The 17,263-nt window shown below is 51.1% G+C and carries 18 protein-coding genes; all 18 read left to right on the forward strand.

The annotated features are described in order from the left end of the window. Positions 1-51 precede the first annotated feature (51 nt). The 18 genes from B5771_RS12975 (at position 52) to B5771_RS13060 (ending at position 17,138) form a co-directional block, all read left to right on the forward strand. The gene (locus B5771_RS12975) at positions 52-4,659 is read left to right on the forward strand and encodes an S-layer homology domain-containing protein (protein WP_088187893.1); all 4,608 of its coding nucleotides are present in this window, start codon (positions 52-54) and stop codon (positions 4,657-4,659) included. A gap of 33 nt (positions 4,660-4,692) precedes the next feature. Then, positions 4,693-5,253 carry a YodL domain-containing protein gene (locus B5771_RS12980; protein ID WP_088187894.1) on the forward strand — a complete coding sequence of 187 codons (561 nt, stop codon included), beginning with the start codon at positions 4,693-4,695 and terminating at the stop codon, positions 5,251-5,253. Positions 5,254-5,317: 64 nt separating this feature from the next. Next, positions 5,318-5,698, forward strand: a complete 381-nt coding sequence (locus B5771_RS12985; RefSeq protein WP_088187895.1) for a hypothetical protein — start codon at positions 5,318-5,320, stop codon at positions 5,696-5,698. A gap of 38 nt (positions 5,699-5,736) precedes the next feature. Next, on the forward strand, positions 5,737-5,967 hold the full coding sequence (locus B5771_RS12990; protein ID WP_088187896.1) for a DUF6133 family protein: 231 nt from the start codon (positions 5,737-5,739) through the stop codon (positions 5,965-5,967). Next, positions 5,957-6,400 (forward strand): A24 family peptidase, encoded by a 444-nt coding sequence (locus B5771_RS12995; protein ID WP_088187897.1) that lies wholly within the window; start codon positions 5,957-5,959, stop codon positions 6,398-6,400. The genes B5771_RS12990 and B5771_RS12995 overlap by 11 nt, the downstream gene beginning before the upstream one ends. Positions 6,401-6,413: 13 nt before the next feature. Beyond that, complete coding sequence (cpaB, locus tag B5771_RS13000; RefSeq protein ID WP_088187898.1) at positions 6,414-7,253, forward strand: Flp pilus assembly protein CpaB; 840 nt, start codon at positions 6,414-6,416, stop codon at positions 7,251-7,253. Next, entirely contained in the window at positions 7,254-8,066 is an 813-nt protein-coding gene (locus B5771_RS13005) for an AAA family ATPase (protein ID WP_088187899.1), read from the forward strand. After that, positions 8,063-9,487 (forward strand): CpaF/VirB11 family protein, encoded by a 1,425-nt coding sequence (locus B5771_RS13010; protein WP_088187900.1) that lies wholly within the window; start codon positions 8,063-8,065, stop codon positions 9,485-9,487. Before B5771_RS13005 ends, B5771_RS13010 begins: the two co-directional genes overlap by 4 nt. Beyond that, positions 9,487-10,416 (forward strand): hypothetical protein, encoded by a 930-nt coding sequence (locus tag B5771_RS13015; protein WP_088187901.1) that lies wholly within the window; start codon positions 9,487-9,489, stop codon positions 10,414-10,416. The genes B5771_RS13010 and B5771_RS13015 overlap by 1 nt, the downstream gene beginning before the upstream one ends. An 8-nt stretch (positions 10,417-10,424) precedes the next feature. Further along, a complete protein-coding gene (locus tag B5771_RS13020) occupies positions 10,425-11,294 on the forward strand; it encodes a secretion protein F (RefSeq protein WP_088187902.1) in 870 nt (289 codons plus the stop codon). 13 nt (positions 11,295-11,307) lie between these two features. After that, on the forward strand, positions 11,308-11,682 hold the full coding sequence (locus B5771_RS13025) for a DUF3848 domain-containing protein (RefSeq protein ID WP_088187903.1): 375 nt from the start codon (positions 11,308-11,310) through the stop codon (positions 11,680-11,682). Then, positions 11,676-12,071 carry a DUF4320 family protein gene (locus B5771_RS13030; protein WP_088187904.1) on the forward strand — a complete coding sequence of 132 codons (396 nt, stop codon included), beginning with the start codon at positions 11,676-11,678 and terminating at the stop codon, positions 12,069-12,071. The genes B5771_RS13025 and B5771_RS13030 overlap by 7 nt, the downstream gene beginning before the upstream one ends. Then, on the forward strand, positions 12,068-12,619 hold the full coding sequence (locus B5771_RS13035; protein WP_088187905.1) for a hypothetical protein: 552 nt from the start codon (positions 12,068-12,070) through the stop codon (positions 12,617-12,619). Before B5771_RS13030 ends, B5771_RS13035 begins: the two co-directional genes overlap by 4 nt. Positions 12,620-12,716: 97 nt before the next feature. Beyond that, positions 12,717-13,262 carry a DUF6550 family protein gene (locus tag B5771_RS13040; RefSeq protein WP_088187906.1) on the forward strand — a complete coding sequence of 182 codons (546 nt, stop codon included), beginning with the start codon at positions 12,717-12,719 and terminating at the stop codon, positions 13,260-13,262. 67 nt (positions 13,263-13,329) lie between these two features. Further along, a complete protein-coding gene (locus B5771_RS13045) occupies positions 13,330-15,030 on the forward strand; it encodes a hypothetical protein (RefSeq protein WP_088187907.1) in 1,701 nt (566 codons plus the stop codon). Positions 15,031-15,117: 87 nt separating this feature from the next. Further along, entirely contained in the window at positions 15,118-15,459 is a 342-nt protein-coding gene (locus B5771_RS13050) for a DUF3852 domain-containing protein (protein WP_088187908.1), read from the forward strand. Between the two features lie 541 nt (positions 15,460-16,000). Then, positions 16,001-16,345, forward strand: coding sequence for a helix-turn-helix transcriptional regulator (locus B5771_RS13055; RefSeq protein WP_088187909.1), 345 nt, complete (start codon positions 16,001-16,003; stop codon positions 16,343-16,345). Next, positions 16,323-17,138, forward strand: a complete 816-nt coding sequence (locus tag B5771_RS13060; RefSeq protein ID WP_242966831.1) for a permease prefix domain 1-containing protein — start codon at positions 16,323-16,325, stop codon at positions 17,136-17,138. The genes B5771_RS13055 and B5771_RS13060 overlap by 23 nt, the downstream gene beginning before the upstream one ends. Positions 17,139-17,263: the final 125 nt, after the last annotated feature.

Consider the following 17,263-nt stretch of genomic DNA (forward strand, 5'->3'; position numbering starts at 1 on the left):
TGATGATTCCGGTTTTTCATTTTCAAAATTTAAAGAAAGGACTGATAACCTATGAAACAGAAAGGAAAGCGCATCGTCATTATTGCCCTTGCTCTGCTTCTTCTCATAAGCGGCGGCATCTATACGGCATACCGCCTGCATCCGGAGCGCTTTGTCGGGCAGGACGATATTATCACACGCGGTGAGTACGCCGCGATACTGGCGCGAGATCTTTCACTTGATACATCAAACGCCGAAAAAGATCCGCCCAGCTTCCCTGACATCAACGGTCACTGGTCAGAGAAGTACATTGAGGCGCTGGTCGACGCCGGAATTATTGACCCCGCCGATTACCCCGACGGCTTTCATCCCGACGATCCCATCACACGCGCAGAAATCATCAGGATGTTGGTGAGAGCAAAGGGACAGAATGAGGAAGCAAAAAACACTCAGGGAAACAGCGGTTATGATGACCAGTCGGACATTAAGGATGTGGACAAGGGATATGTCATCATCGGCCGCGAGGACGGAATCATTGGAGATACGGATGATAAAAAAATCCACCCTAACGATCCAGTGACTAAGGGCGGCGCAGAGGATATGACCGATCAGGTAACACCGAAGCCGACTGAACCAACGCCAACTGCACCGTCACAGACTCCGGACACAACGATACCGAGTCCGACTCCCGGAACCACACCGCAGCCGACGCCCACCCCGGCAAATCCGGACGAGAATAAGCCTTCTCCTACGCCTACGCCGAGTAATCCGGGCAGCGGCTCCGGAGGAAGCTCATATTATCCGCCTGCAAAGGTAAGGTTTGAGCTTCCCGAAACCGCTCACACCGACAGCGAAATTAAGGTGATGCCGGTCTGGAAGTATATGAAAAGCTACACTTGGACGCTAACCAAAACTACTGTGGACGGTTCTCAGAAGCCCGTAGAGCTGGCGGACGCAGTCAGCGGAACCCTTGACCTGGAGGGAGGCACGATTAAGTTCAAGGAGGACGGACAATATACTCTGACCGCCACAGCGAAAAACGCAAGAGGAAAAGAAACCGTGCTGTCCAAGCAAATCACGGTGTATCCGGTTATCGACCAGAGCTTTGACCTGCCGGAAACCACCCATACGGACAAATCAATCACGCTTACATTTCCGTTGGAAAAGCTATACGGCCACGACATTGTGTGGACGGCAACGAAGGACGGAGAAACCGTCCAGACGACCGACATTATGGAGGGAACGCTCGGAAATGAAGGCGGTACCTTTGTGTTCAGGAATAAGGGTGAATATACACTCACAGCGTCCATAACAGACAATACCGGCCGCGTATTCACCCACAGCGAAAGCACCAAGGTCTATCCGGTTGCCAGAGTTTCCTTTGACCTCCCGTCTGCCTCCCATACGGATACAGCCTTCGGCGTATCAACTGTGCTTACGGAGGCTGACGGACTGACAGTCAATTGGAGTCTTACCAAAAACGGCGAAGCGGCTGCCCTTGCGGATACGGTTGGCGGCGTACTGACCAACGACGGCGGCACGGTCTACTTCAAGGACAAGGGCATATATATGCTCACTGGGACACTCACCGATGAAACCGGCAGAACCTTCGAAGCTTCTGATACGGTCACCGTTTATCCTGTAGGCTCCATCGGCTTTTATGCGCCGGAGATCACCCACACCGACGAAACGGTCCATGTGGAAACACGCTTTGAGAACCTCGGCAATGCCGCAATCGAGTGGTCGCTGACCAAGGACGGAGAAGCTGTTGACCTTGCCGACGCGGTTCAGGGCGAGCTGACCAACGACGGCGGCTTCATCCGCTTCATAGACAAGGGCGAGTATGTCCTGAAAGCAGCCTTCGCCGATCCGGCCGGCAGAACCTACAGCTATACCGCGCCGGTCAAGGCGTACCCTGTCCCCAGTATCTCGTATACCTTGCCGGAAACCGCCCACACCGATACCATCGTCAGCGTGGTTACGAAAACCTCCGAGCTGGGCAGCCTGAAGGTTGAGTGGCTGCTGGAGAACGGCCTCGGATTCCAGGATTTTGGGACGTATGTCGACGGGACGCTGGATAACAGCGGCGGCTCCATCCGCTTCAAGCACGCCGGGACCTATGAACTGATCGCGCGTATTACCGATGAAACCGGCCGGGTATTTTTATTCGAGAACGGCGGCAGGATCGAAGTCCTGCCGGTGTTAAGCATTTCCTTTGAGCTTCCCGAAGCGACTCATATTGATCGCACCATCGACCTGAGAACACGCGGCAACAATAACGTGCTGCCGGTGGAATGGACAATCACCAAGGACGGCGAGCAGGTTGAGCCTTCGGATGTCATGGAGGGAAGCCTGAACGCCTACGGCGGGAAAATACGCTTTACGCAGGTCGGAGGTTATACCCTCACCGCCTCCATGACAGATGCGCTGGGCAGAGTGTTCTCCTACAGTGCGTCCACTTCGGTCTATCCGATCCCGTCTATTTCACTAAGCGCGCCGCAGGACTGGTATGCCGGTGAAGCCGGAACAGTCAGCGTCAGCAGTACAGATTTGGCGAACCTTACCGCTGACTGGACAGTCGTGAAAGATGACGGCGGTGCCGAACCGTATTCCAATTACGCAAGCGGTACGCTCACAAAAGAGGGCGGCAGACTGACCTTCCCGACAAAGGGACAGTATGAGCTGACTCTTACCATGACGGACCCCACCGGCCGCACCTTTGTTCAAAGCAGAAACCTAACGGTTTTTCCTATCCCATCAATGTCACTGAGCCTCCCGCAGACTTGGCATGCAGGGGAAGCCGGAACGGTCGGCGTCAGCGGTACGGATCTGGAGAACCTTACAGCGGACTGGACAGTCAGGCAAGGAGATGACGATGAGAAGCCTTACTCTGATTATACTTTCGGTGCTCTGGCCAAGGATGGCGGCTCAATCACCTTCCCGTCGAAAGGACAGTACCAGCTGATCCTAACGATGACGGATACCAACGGCCGTGCTTTCACCGAAAGCCGCAGTTTCACAGTTTATCCCATTCCGTCCGTTTCGCTCAATATTCCGGAGCCATGGTACGCTGGCGAAGCCGGAACGGTCGGCGTCATCGGAACGGACTTGGAGAACCTCACAGCGGACTGGACGATCTGTCAGGGCAGCGGTGAGATAAAGCCATATTCAGCCTATGCCGCCGGAAACCTGGCAAAAGCGGGCGGCACAATTACCTTCCCATCAAAAGGACAGTATGAACTGACTCTCACGCTGACGGACCCAACCGGCCGTACCTTTACTAAGAGCCGGAGTTTCACAATATCTCCCATCCCAACTATGAGCATCGGCGTCCCGTCGCTTATCTATAGTGGCGACTCAATTGCCGTCACAGCCTCCGGCTCAGAGCTTGACGGAGCGAGCGTCAACTGGCTCATCTCTGTGGATGGTGGCGAAGCAAAGCCCTATACCCAATACGCGACAGGCTCAGTCGGAGCAAACGGCGGCAGTCTTACCATCAGCACGGATAAAACCATTGCGGTAAAGCTGATTGCCGAAGCGACGGACACAAACGGCAGGAAATTCACATTCACGTCCAACACAGCGACCATCAAGCCAATTGCCAGCTTCCCCTTCACCGTTCCATCCTCTGTGCATATCGGTTCTAGCATCAATGTAACCCTGCCGGTCACATCCGGACTGGAGGGCAGAAGCCTCATATGGTCGCTGACCAAGGGAGGCACCCCGGCAAGCTACAGCGGGAGCCTCTCAAACAGCGACGGCAGCATCACTATCAACGCCACCGGCAGCTATACCCTGACTGCCGGTACGACCGACAGTGCAGGCAGGCTGTTCAGCTATTCTCAGAATATCACCGTCACCAATAACGCGCCGAACAAGCCGACTGGCAGCGCCTCGGTCACCCGAACCGCAAAAAGCGGCAGGCTTCTGGTGAACATCTCGGCCTACGCTACCGACCCGGATGGTGATGCCGTGACACTAGAATACTCCGGCAACAGTGAGGATAGCTACTATCCTGTTGGCACAAACACCGTCTATGTCAGAGCAAAGGACGCTTGGGGGATGTATTCCGACTGGACGGCGATTACATTCACCGTAACCAACTCCGCTCCCACAACGCCGGTGATCACCCGTACTCCGGACGGCAACAGTATCGCGCCCGGCGTACCGATCACAATCACCGCCTCCAGCACCGATCCTGACGGTGACCCCATCACCTATGTATGGGAAGGCCGCCCGGCGCAGACCAGCACCGCTTACCCTCTCGGCAAGAATGTGGTTCGCGTAAAGGCGGTGGACTCTACCGGAGCCGAATCGCCTTGGACAGCCATAGTATTTTTCATCGCTGACCCAAACAGAGGCGGCGGCATGACGCTGACCGGCCCTGAATCCGTAATTTTGGAACAAGGTATCGCGGGGGCGACCATTACCAGCTATACCTTCACGGTACCTCCCGTTTCCGGACACAGCGGTCAGGATTTCGGACGTGTGCGCGGCTACAACATTTTGACCGGGCAGTGGGATCAGCTGGACTACTCGCCGACGACCAACGGCATCACCTTCAGCCGCACCCTGCCGCCGGGAATCTACAGTCAGCTGGAGTTCTACTACTATACCAACCATGACTGCATGTACAACAAGAGCAACATCACCTATTCCGTCACCTTCTACTTCGAATAACACGGCAATCTCAACGCCGGGAAAGGAGGTTTCATGAACAGTATTCAGATTAAAAACAACCGCATCCTTTATTACGGCAACACGGCAGGCTATCTTGAAAAGGGCAAAGCCGTTGTCGATCCGCTGTTCCAGACCGACGAGCTGAAGTTCTATCTTATAGAAAAGCAGGGCTTGGACGTAGAATGGAAAGACGACGTGTTCGCACGGCTGGCGGAAGGCAGGACAGACCCGGAGGGCAATGCGCAAATCCTGAAGAGCTGCCGTGTCTGGCAGCTCAGGCCCGATGTTGATCCCATGATGAAATTCATCGGATACGACGAACTGCTGGAGCATTTCGGAGAGCCTGACCCGGACAATTACAGGGTGGTCTACGACAGCGAGGCGGAGACCAACGATCTGGAGGCGCTCTTCACCCAATTCAATCTCGACCACCCACCCGGTTATGAGGGGCACAGCCTTTCTATGTCGGATGTTATCGAGTTATATGATGCATCCGGCAGCACCTTTCACTATGTAGACCGCTTCGGGTTTAAGGAGGTGTCCTTTCAGCCGCAGGAGCAGGAGCTGTACCAAGGACCGAAGATGAATATGTAACCCCAACAGCTGCAGCCGAAAGGCTGTTTTTTAATCCGCAGTTTAACACCGGCCTAAACCACCGGTGTTTTTTGCTGCTCATACGGAGGTGGTAAACACGAAAGTAGTAGAGCTTGAACTGGATCTGATCAGAGTCGTATGCGATCCCAGCCCTCTTTTTAAGTATCAGCTTATTTACAGGGACGGATTAGCCACAGGTGTGGCGGGAGTATACAGCTTTGATGAGGACTGGTATTACCTTTACAAAAATGACACGGAAAGATACAGGGTCAAGCGGTGCAAAAACCTGGAAGGCATTCCGCCCGCCTTTACCTATAAGAAGCAGCAAAGAAGGCGGGAAGATAAACCGGGGCAAAAACCCCTTGAGCAAAGTGCGGCTGCAGATCCGCCCGCTTCGGAAGAAGTGCCGGAGCAAAGCGGCTCCTTGCGTATGGGCGGTATGTAAATTAAAAAATTGCCAATAAAAAATGGAGGTAAATCACAATGAAAAAATTCGTAAACAAGGTAAACGCTAAGATCATGGAAAAAGCGGTTATGGCTCAGACCCTTCTCCTCTCCCAGCGCGGAGAAGGCTTCGTAGATACCGCCATCAAAATCCTGATGTCAGTCGTCATCGGCGCCCTCGTCCTCGGCGGTCTTTACGCCCTGTTCGGCGAAACTGTTCTGCCGACGCTCAAACAACGCATAGTCGATATGTTCAACTATGGGAACTGATCCGGACGCTTTGGTACAGCTGGCTCCGCTTGTACAGGGCGGCTTATTTGCTGCACTGCTCTTGTCGGCCTCGGTCTTTGATATTCGAAAGAAAATCATCCCCGACAGCATCTGCTTTGGGATCACTCTGACCGGACTGCTCACCTTTGAACCGGTGAAGCTGGGCGGAATTTTCACCGCCGTGTTCTTTTTAATAGCCGCACTGCTTTTTGGCGGTATGGAGGGCGGGGATATCAAGCTTATGGCGGCTGCGGGGCTGGTACTTGGCTTCAGCAAAAGCATAACCGCAGCGGTCATAGGCTTAACCGCCCTGCTGGTATTCCATACAGGCAATACCATAATCCAAAAACTGCGCGGGAGGACTGCTCAAAAGGCATATCCTCTCGCGCCATTTCTTTCCCTCGGCTGCCTGGCAGCTTACTTTTTAACTTAAGGAGGAACACCCTATGAGCTTTCTAAAAAACCGCACGGTGCTTGGAGTGATCTGCATTGTGCTTTCTTTACTGATCTGTTTTGCGCTCACGCCTTTGTTCAATCAGAGCGTCTCGCAAAAGACTCAGATCATCCGTGTCATCAAGGACATTAAGACCGGCGACGCCATTACCAAGGACATGATTCAGACAGTGAAAGTCGGCGGCTACAACCTGCCGAATGGCATAATAAAGCAACCCGACTCGGTCATCGGCAAATACGCCGCAGCGGATCTGTCTCCCGGCGACTATATCCTCCCGGCCAAGCTGTCGGAAACTCCGGCTTCGAAGAACGCCTACCTGTATAAATTAAGGGACGGCAAGGAAGCCATCTCCGTCAGTATTAAAAACTTTGCGGAGGGTCTGTCCGGCAAGCTGATCTCCGGCGACATTGTATCAGTTATCGCGCCCGACTACAAAAAGCAGGGTTCTACCGTGATCCCTCCGGAGCTGACCTACGTCGAAGTCATCGGTGTGACTGCCAGTTCCGGAAATGACACCGACCAGCAAAATACCGGAAGCGACTTATCCTCAAAGGATGGAAATGGAAAACAGCTCCCAGCCACCGTTACCCTGCTGGCGTCACCGGAGCAGGCTAAAATCATCGCGGAGCTGGAATCGGACGGCAAGCTCCATCTGTCCCTCGTATACCGCGGAAGCAAGGAGAACGCCGACAAGTTTCTCGAGCTGCAGGATAAGGTGATTGAAGCCCTGTATCCGAAGCCACTGGTGCAAAATGCGGGCGCGGTGCAGGCACCTCCGCAGAGTACGGTTACTAAGCCTACAGATACTGTACCGGAAAGCGAGGGGAAATAAATGCTCAATTTCATGAAAGGGAGCATCTTCTCCCGCAAACAGACGGAGTCTGTGCCGGATGAACCGGAGCAGGACGTTAAGGTGCTGGCGGTATGGGGCAGCCCCGGAAGCGGCAAGACCACCGTGAGCGTGCGTCTTGCTAAATATCTGGCGGATCAGAAAAAGAATGTGGCCTTACTGCTGTGTGACATGACCACACCTATGCTGCCCTGTATCTGTCCCCCAAGCGATCTGGAGTGTGAGCGTTCCCTCGGCAGCATTCTCGCCGCTACCCATGTGACGGATCTGCTTATCAAGCAGAACTGCGTTACCCACAAGAAGCTGGATTACCTGACCATCATCGGAATGCTCAAAGGTGAGAATGTGTTTACGTACCCTTCGTACTCTCAGGAGCTTGCGGCCGAACTGATCGACCATTTGCGGGATATTGCCCCGTACATCATTATCGACTGCGGAAGTGCCATCGCCCACGATATCCTGTCGGCGGTTTCGCTGCTGGAGGCTGATTCTGTTCTCCGGCTGGTCAACTGCGACCTGAAATCCGTCAGCTATCTTTCGTCACAGCTGCCGCTCTTGAAGGATCAGAAATGGGATGCCGACAAGCAGTACAGGGTGGCGTCCAACATCAAATCCAATCAGGCTGGAGAACATATCGAGCAGGTCTTGGGAAGTGTCGCTTTTAAGCTTCCCCATTCGGACGAGGTAGAGAATCTGGCTCTTTCAGGGAACCTGCTGGGAGAGCTGACGCTCAAGGACAGCAGAGGCTTTCGCAAGGAGATCGTCAGACTCGCAAAGGAGGTGTTCGGCGTATGAGTAAAAATAATCATAACCAGGCAGAAAATATCCTGCCGCTCGCAGGAGAAAAACAGCAGACCATCTCCATGACAGGCAATCAAGGCCTATTTTTTTCATCCGATGGGGCGGCCAGGGAATTCGGACCGGTGCTTCATGAGGTGCAGGAGTATATCTCAAGTAAATATGCCGCGCTGATCACCGATGGAGGCACGGAGGAAGTCAAGGCGCAGATCAAGCGGTATATCACCAAATATGTTCAGGATTACCGCATTGCTGTTGCGAGCATGCCCCAAGAGCAGCTGGTGGATGCCCTGTACACCGAGATGGCGGAGTTTTCGTTCCTGACAAAGTATATTTTCGGCGCTGGTATTGAGGAAATTGACGTCAATGCCTGGAACGATATCGAGGTACAGTACAGCAACGGGATTACTAAAAAGCTGGACGAACACTTTGACAGCCCTGAACATGCCATTAACGTAGTGCGCCGTATGCTCCATGTATCCGGTATGGTGCTGGACAACGCCAGCCCCGCCATTTTAGGTCACCTCTCTAAAAACATCCGTATTGCTGTGCTGAAAACCCCGCTGGTCGATGAGGATGTAGGGGTATCCGCATCTATTCGTATCGTAAATCCTCAATCCATGAAAAAAGAGGATTTCATCCGGGGCGGTACCGCTACCGGACCGATGCTGGACTTTCTGGCAGAATGCCTAAGATACGGCATCTCCGTCTGTGTGGCAGGAGCCACCAGCTCGGGAAAGACAACGCTGGCGGGATGGCTTCTGACAACCATACCGGACAATAAAAGAATATTCACCATTGAAAACGGCTCCCGTGAGCTGGCATTGGTACGCCGGAAGGACGGAAAGGTATGCAACAGCGTCATCCACACCCTGACCCGCATGAGTGAAAACGAGAAGCAGAACATCGATCAGGACATCCTGCTGGATATGGCTCTGCGCTTTAATCCTGAGATCATCTGCGTAGGCGAGATGCGCGGACCGGAGGCCTATGCCGCCCAAGAGTCAGCCAGAACCGGCCACACGGTGCTGACCACCATCCACTCCAACAGCTGTGAGGCCACATGGCGCCGAATGGTCACCCTGTGCAAAAGGAAATATGACATGGCGGATAACACGCTTATGGATCTAGTGACAGAAGCATTCTCCATCGTGGTGTTTTCCAAGCAGCTGGAGAACAAGCAGCGCAGGCTGATGGAGATCATGGAATGCGAGATCCTGCCGGACGGAACACGAAGCTTTCGCAGCCTGTTCCAGTTTCAGATCACAGAGAACCGCGTGGAGGACGGAAAATTCATTATCAATGGCTGCCACAGCGCAGTACAGGGGATCTCGCCAAGCCTGCAGAAGCGTTTTCTGGAAAATGGGATGCCTCAGGACACCCTGAAACAAATACTCGTGGCGGGAGGTGCTTCCTGATGATGACAATCCTTTTAATAGCCTGTGCCGGTTTTATCACCGGCGCCTTTCTTTTGCTCGGACTTTCCCCGAAGGAATTTACCGACGGGCTGTTCGGCTTTCTGACTCGTAAAAACAGAAGCATCAAGGCCGAGATCAACGAAGCCGCCCGACGTAAAAAGCTATCCTTCCTTCGCCGGGAGATAACAGAGGTGCAGCAGATCCTCGCCATCACCGGACGAAGCTCACGCTTCTCTATGATCTGCGCAGCGTCGCTGGTGTTTTTTGCAGCAGGCGCCAGCCTTGCCATTTTGATAGGCAATGTGTTCCTTGTGCCGGTAATGGCGGTAGGCATGATGTTTATTCCCTTTTGGTACATCCGGCTGACTGCCACGTATTACAAAAAGAACATCGCCGCAGAGCTGGAAACCGCTCTGTCTATCATCACCACGGCATACCTGAGAAGCGAGGATATTCTGACAGCGGTGGAGGAAAGCGTCCAGTACCTTAATCCTCCTGTGCGGAGCGTATTCTCCGGGTTTCTGTCGCAAGTAAAGCTCATAGATCCCGATTTGGACAAGGCGCTCCACAGCATGAAGCCCAAAATAGACAATGAGGTGTTCCAGGAATGGTGTGACGCCATCGCAGACTGCCAGCATGACCGCAGCCTTAAGACCACGCTGACTCCGATTGTCAGCAAACTCTCAGACATGCGTATTGTGAACGCCGAGCTGGAATATCTGGTGTTTGAACCCCGCAAAGAATTCATTATCATGGCCCTGCTGGTGGTCGGTAATGTACCGATTATGTATTTTCTCAACAAGGACTGGTACCATACCCTGATGCATACGGCAGTGGGGCAGATCATCCTAGCGGTATGCGCTGCGGCGATCTTTGTCTCCACGGGCTTTGTCATCAGGCTGACCAAGCCCATCGAGTACAGGAGGTGACGGAGAAAATGACACTACTGTTTTTTACCGAAAGCCTTCTTGCCGCAGGGCTGTATTTCATTTTGGCAAGTGCCCTGAATCTGCCAACAATGGGCACGGCCAAGGCCATGCTGAATGCAGGAAGGAAGAACAAAAAGGCCGCCAAAAGTGTGGAAGCCTGGCTCATGTCGGGAGCAGTCAAGCTCTCAAGGCATATCCGGATGGACGAGTACAAGCGCAGCCGGATGGCAAACATCCTGAAGGCGGCTGGCTTCAGCATGACGCCGGAGGTCTATTCAGCCTATGCCATTACGAAAGCCGGAGCCATTCTGCTGGGTGTGATTCCCTGCCTGTTTCTTCTCCCTCTGCTCTCGCCGGTGTTGATCATCCTTGCGGTACTGACATACTTTAAGGAAATCAGGAAGGCCGACGAGCAGCTCAAGGAAAAGCGGGAGCAGATCGAAGGCGAGCTTCCTAGGTTTGTTTCCACCATTGAGCAGACCCTGAAGGCAAGCCGTGATGTGCTGGCAATGATGGAGAACTACAAGAAAAATGCCGGTTCCGCGTTTGCCCATGAGCTGGATGTTCTGACGGCCGACATGCGCTCATCCAGCTATGAGGCTGCGCTGACCCGGTTTGAGGCAAGGCTCAATTCACCCATGCTCTCCGATGTGGTCAGAGGACTAATAGGCGTCCTGAGAGGCGATGACAGTGCCGTATATTTTCAGATGCTGGCCCATGATTTCAAGGCGTTGGAACTGCAACGGCTGAAAGGACAAGCGCAGAAGATACCGCCGAAGATCAGGGTATTCTCGTTTATCATGCTAATGTGCTTTCTCTTGACCTATCTTGTCATCATCGCCATGGAGATTTTAAGCTCCCTTGGCGGGATGTTTTAGAAGGAGGTGCGATATGGAACATAAAGATATTAAAGCGGAGCTTTGGGAAAAGCTCGAGGCAAACTATATCTCCTTTATGCAGGAGTGGATAAAGCTGGAGCCACTTCAGCTTATTGAACAAGCGGAGGAAATTGCGGCCATAAAGCTGGTCTACAACGAACTAAAGGATGACAGGTACAGTACGGAGTATCTGCAATATCTTCTTCGATTCAAGAATCCGCTGAAGGTGGTACGTGATAAATGGATTGAGGAGAACGGCTCTGAAATGGTGAATGACGATGACATAACTCATGCTCTTTGGTCTATTGCCGATAAGCAGGACGCCGAACAGGACTACGAGCTGGATGAAGCCTATATCTCACCTGGACAGGGGGTGCGGATGTGCTGAAGCTGCTAAGAAGTAAATGCGGCGAGGGTTATATCGACGTGGCTGTGCTGGTGCTGTGCGTGATGCTGGTTATCGCCTTGGCAGTAAGTGTGCTTCCGGTGTTCGTAACAAAAAACAAGCTGGATACCTACGCTTCGGAACTCTGCCGTCAGGCGGAGATTGCCGGGCGCGTCGGCAGCGAAACCAACCTGCGGGCACAGGTCCTCACTGAACAGACAGGACTTGCCCCGAATATTTCATGGTCGAAAACCGGAAGGCTCCAGCTGAACCAGGAATTCACCGTGACTGTCACCACGCAGGCGGATATCGGCCTGTTCGGAGGCTTCGGAAGCTTTCCCATCACACTGAAGGCTGAGGCCAGCGGCAAGAGTGAGGTGTACTGGAAATGAATTTTGGCAGAATTTGTGATATAATTAGAAGCAAAAAAGGCACGTCTTTCCCGCTTGTCGTTGCAGTGACCCTCGCGCTCGTGCTTGTCTTTTGCGGCGTTAGTGAGTCCATACGGCTGATGATTGTCGCCCAGGGTGTTCGTGACGCGGTTCAGTCTGCCGTTATAGCGACAGTCAACGACAATTACGACAACGTGTATCATGGTGTGCGGGAGGGCTACAGCGGAGCCTATCAGCCCAGCGCTTCCGACTTTGAGGAAAGTCTGGATTACGGCGATGTATATGGTAGGCTGGATCAGCTGCTGGGACTCCGCAAGGAAAACGGCTATCATGTAAAGTATTCCGGGGATGACATGGAGTTCCGGCTGTCCGGCCTCTCCGTCGACCTTTATAATATGCCCCTGGCTCCTGCAAGTTCCGATAACTCAAAAGGATTGCAGGCTGATGCAGCCATAAAGCTGGAGGTTGCGGTATCCTTTGGCGGAAAAAGCCTGCCGCCCATGGTGATCAATCTCAGGGTAAAGGCAAAATATACGCCGATATTTTAGCGTTTTCGGATTGGCAATAGACTTCCGAAAGCTTTTGTAGTATGGTGTGTCATTGAAAAGACATATCAACCTTTTACACAAAGGAGGTATCCTGAAAATGAAACTGACAGACAAAGCAAAAAAACGCCTCACTGTTGTCGGACTCGGCGTGGTGTGCGTCGTCTTTGTCATAGCGATATCCTCACAGTTTAAAACGGAGGTGCCTAAAGATTTAACTGTCCAACCCTCTTCCGCGGTATCGGACGCGGTCAGCCCCAGCATTCCGCCCGCGGAGCCGAGCAAGGCTCCAGAGGTAAGCGTCCAGCCCATCGACTCGACAGCGGCTTCCGCTCAGTCCACAGATACCGGCGACTCCACGGGTAAGGAGCAGAGCATACAGGCAGAGGTTACCAAGTCCTCGCAACCCCCGAAGGCGGTATTGACCGACCCGTCCAAAACTCCGGACGGAGAAAAAGTTGACGGAGCGAAAAAGCCGGAGAGCAGCACATCATCCTCAACACCGAAATCCGGAGATAAGAAAGACGGTAAAATCTATGTCCCCGGTTTCGGCTGGATCGACGATAATGGCGGCGGAGGTTCGGGAACAACGGTTGGAGATCCGGGCGATGAATTGACCGGAAATAAGGTCGGCTCTATGGACTAAAGTCAATAACAATAAACAGTAAAGGCACCAAGTATTCGGTGCTTTTTGCTGTTCATGGAGGTATTAGATGAAGCGAAAACTTTCTATTTTTCTTGTGCTTCTGCTGATGCTTTCTCTGCTTCTGCCAGTTACAGCCCATGCCGAGGGTGAAGGCAACATCGATAACGGCGGAAGCGGAATAGGGAGTGGCACAGACGTAAACTACTGGAACCCCGGTGATGAGGGAGTCAGAATCACGGTTGTCCGGGCAAATGACAGACTCGCAGTTACCAGCCCTATAGACTTTACAAACAGGAATCCGAATAGTATACAGATTCACTTCGGAAAAAACAGCAAGCTAGATTACACAAATGGCCGGTCATTAGCTCCAAACACTAATTCATACTCCTATGTTAATCCATCCAAGGCTATGCCACAAATTATAAGCACCAGCGGATCACCAGCCAGTATTGATCAAATAAAAAGCTATTTCACGGACCAGCTTGTAATTCAATATATCTCTGACGTGACAGGTATGAATTATGACGTTCTAATCAGCGGAGAATACAAGCTTCTACTTGAACCCATTGCATATATAACATTTGGCGGAATCAAGTACGCCATGACAGCTACCGAAGCAGCACTTTTTGACCGTCAACTGAACGGCGGCCTGCGGAGCAAGATGGCTGCACTTTGCCATAAGAATCTGCCGCTAGCGATGTTCCTGGAAACGCCGGACCTTGGTTATCCGGCATGGGGCGGTTCTACAACCACCGCCGCGTCGGATGCGGACATCATCTCATCCCTCGGTCTTGGTATTGTGCGCTTTAATGAAGCTGAGCCGGAGCCGCCGGAGGTTACTGCAGCCGATTATGAGTACCGAGTTAATACTGAAGTCATCACATCAGTTACTGTTCGCGGAGGTCAGTCAGATCCGGATCATCCAGTAACAGTGAGGTTTACAATCGGCGGTCAGCCCTATACCGTAAGCAGAGTATATTATCCGGAGGGAGACAGCCAGCAGGTGTGGGTTCGTTGGCGGACGCCTGCGGCTCCGCAGCTTATGACGATTCATGTGTCGGTGTCAGGCGACGGCTCTGCAAGCCAGGGAACCATCATTGCAAAGATTGTGGATCTCTCAGGAAATGATCCTCCGAATCCGGTAGCTGATGACCGGAATGATTTCTACTCTGCAGCCGCCGTGCCTAACAAAGCTCAGAAAACATCAGCTTCCTGGGGTGTGTGGCGGCCGTGGTGGCACTCTAATTGGGTATGGATTTCTACAGGTGAAGATACCGGCTATTGGGCAGACGAAGGCTGGTGGGAGTTCGATTGGATTTCCTATAGTGCAAGTCTTTCCGCCACAATGAGCATTGTTCCCGACGCCAAAGACCCCACAGCATCTGGGAAAACTATGAAAAGCGGATACGGCATCAATCAGACCGTTACCACAAATGTCAACACTAATCAATCCTCGGCGGTGACCGACGCGCAGACGGCCGTGACATATTTCCCTGAATTCCGGTACGAAACCTACTGGCGGCTGCTGGAGCGAACACAGGCCGGATACAGTTCAAAATTCGAGTTTAAGTTTAACAAATATTCGACCTATAAGCGCCGGACGCATTTCACGCCCGTATGGTTCCCCGATGGAAGCTATACGCCTTACACCTGGCTCATCGACTGCTGGACTCCGGCGGGTATGCTTTCCGCTAACCTTACCGACACGGTGACTATCCGGGGAAGCCTTTGGGATGATTGGCACATCGCGCCGGTCAAGCCATACTAACAGAAAAAGGAAACGGGACTGCAGAGCAAAAAACGCTTTGCGGTCTTTTTTATGCTGAAAAATCAAAAACAGAAAGGTGGTAATCTCATGAAACTCAAAAGAATCCTGCTTGTTCTCCTTGTGGTCTTGCTGCTGGGCTTCATACTATGTACGAATGCTTATGCCGCAACGCCCACAGGCGACGTTGCCGGAGCAATCCAAAGCACCTGGAACGACGCCTCCGAGCAGATCAAGACCGTGGTCAACAAGGTGGTATTCCCGGCAATCGACCTGATACTGGCGGTGTTTTTCTTTGCCAAGCTCGGTATGGCATACTTCGACTATCGGAAGCAGGGTCAGTTTGAGTGGGCTGCTCCTGCGATTCTCTTCGCATGCCTTGTGTTCACCCTGACCGCTCCGTTATACATCTGGCAAATCCTTGGAATGTAGGATGGAACTGTAATAATTATACGTGACTTTAGGACTTTTGTACCTGAGAGTAATTCAGAGGACATTGTTGGTAAGAAGAGTTATAAGAAGTCTGGTCATTTCGAGGGTTTAGTATTACAATTGAGAGATACTCTGACCAATCATTTCTTGGCTCAATGTTATCAAGTTTAAAATGGTGGCGGTGTAGTGACTTAAGCTAAAGACATCCAATAATTGAAGAGTAATTTGCATTTAACACAGGGAGCAGGACTAATGTAGTCTATGCTCTTTTTTTATGGTCACGAAACGGCCTGACTTCATACATGACTTTCAGAACGAAAGTGTGTGGGGGTTTTTATTTTGAAAGAGTTCAATGGTATTATCTACAGTACTACAAAAACGGTAAACGGAAAGAGATAAGTTGGGTAACAACAAACCTTCTGGACGACAAAGGGTTACTGTTAGAGGAAATGTTTCAGCATTTCTGTATTTTCTGTATTGACATATGTAGATGTTCTATATATTATTATTGTATAGATTATCTATATATGGAGGCACGAATATGACAATCGATAAAAGCCTTTTAACCGGAAGCACCACCATACTTATCTTAAAGCTACTTGACGAAAAAAATATGTATGGCTACCAGATGATTGAAGAACTCAGAAAAAAATCAAACAATACTTTTGAGTTGAAAGCAGGAACATTATATCCATTGCTCCACACCTTAGAGCAAAAGGATATGCTCACTTCTTACGAAGAGACCGTTGATAATGCGAGGGTACGAAAGTACTACAGTATCACAAAAAAAGGTCGCAAGCATTTGAACGAAAAAAAAGAAGACTGGGAAGCATTTACCGCTGCTGTAAATGCTGTTTTGGGAGGTGCTGGTTTTGCAACCGAGTAAAATCACCGAGTATTTGGAAGCCGTGCGCCAACAGATACGATGGAAAAAGGCGCAGTCTTCTGTTTTAGAGGAAATCGAAAACCACATAATCGATCAAAAGAATGCCTTTATAATTGATGGACTTAATGAAGAAGAGGCAACAGACAAGGCAATTGCCGAGATGGGCGATCCTATCGTTGTCGGGGTGCAGCTTGACCGTGCTCATAGACCTAAGCTTATTGACATCGCGACTATTATTTTGGGAATACTTTTACTTATAGGTATCTTAGGGACAAAGAATATGGGCACAGACCTATTACGTACTATTTTTGGAGACCAAATCGTGCTTGGAATGGTTATTCCAAGACTTGAAGAACTAGTTTACCTAATCGGGGCGTTTCTGATCGTATTTTCACTTGTAGCTATTTTCGTTCCAAAGAAAATAAGTAAAGCTGTTATTTGGTCTCAAGGTTTTATCATGGTAGCTATTTACTTATCGGAACTATCCCCTCGTATTAGGTTTGTTCTACTCTTGGTTGTAATCAATGTTATTAGCTTTCTCGTCATATATCTGTTTACTAGAAGTGTTAAAATTGGCCTAGTGTCGACAGTGACGAGCTTAGCTGTACTTCTACTATTCGTGGTAGGCACTCAAATTAATAGTTATATATACAATTACGCAGTGAATGGCAACTACGGTGGGTTTGAGAATGTCCCTAAAGCATTAGCAAGCATCGTTATTGTATGCTTGGTTCCTCAAGTACTAATGGCAACTTTCATTTTGGCAAAAAATCCTAAAGAGCAAATAGTGTAATATACAGAATTCCACTTAATAAACCACTTACTGGACAAAACTTACGGGTCAGGTAAGTGATTATAAAACCTGTGGAAAGGAGAAGACAAGCAAAAATATGATATGCAACAAAAAGAAGAGTAGGG

Source organism: Desulfosporosinus sp. FKA (genome assembly GCF_002196785.1).
Classification (GTDB): Bacteria; Bacillota; Desulfitobacteriia; order Desulfitobacteriales; family Desulfitobacteriaceae; genus Desulfosporosinus; species Desulfosporosinus acididurans.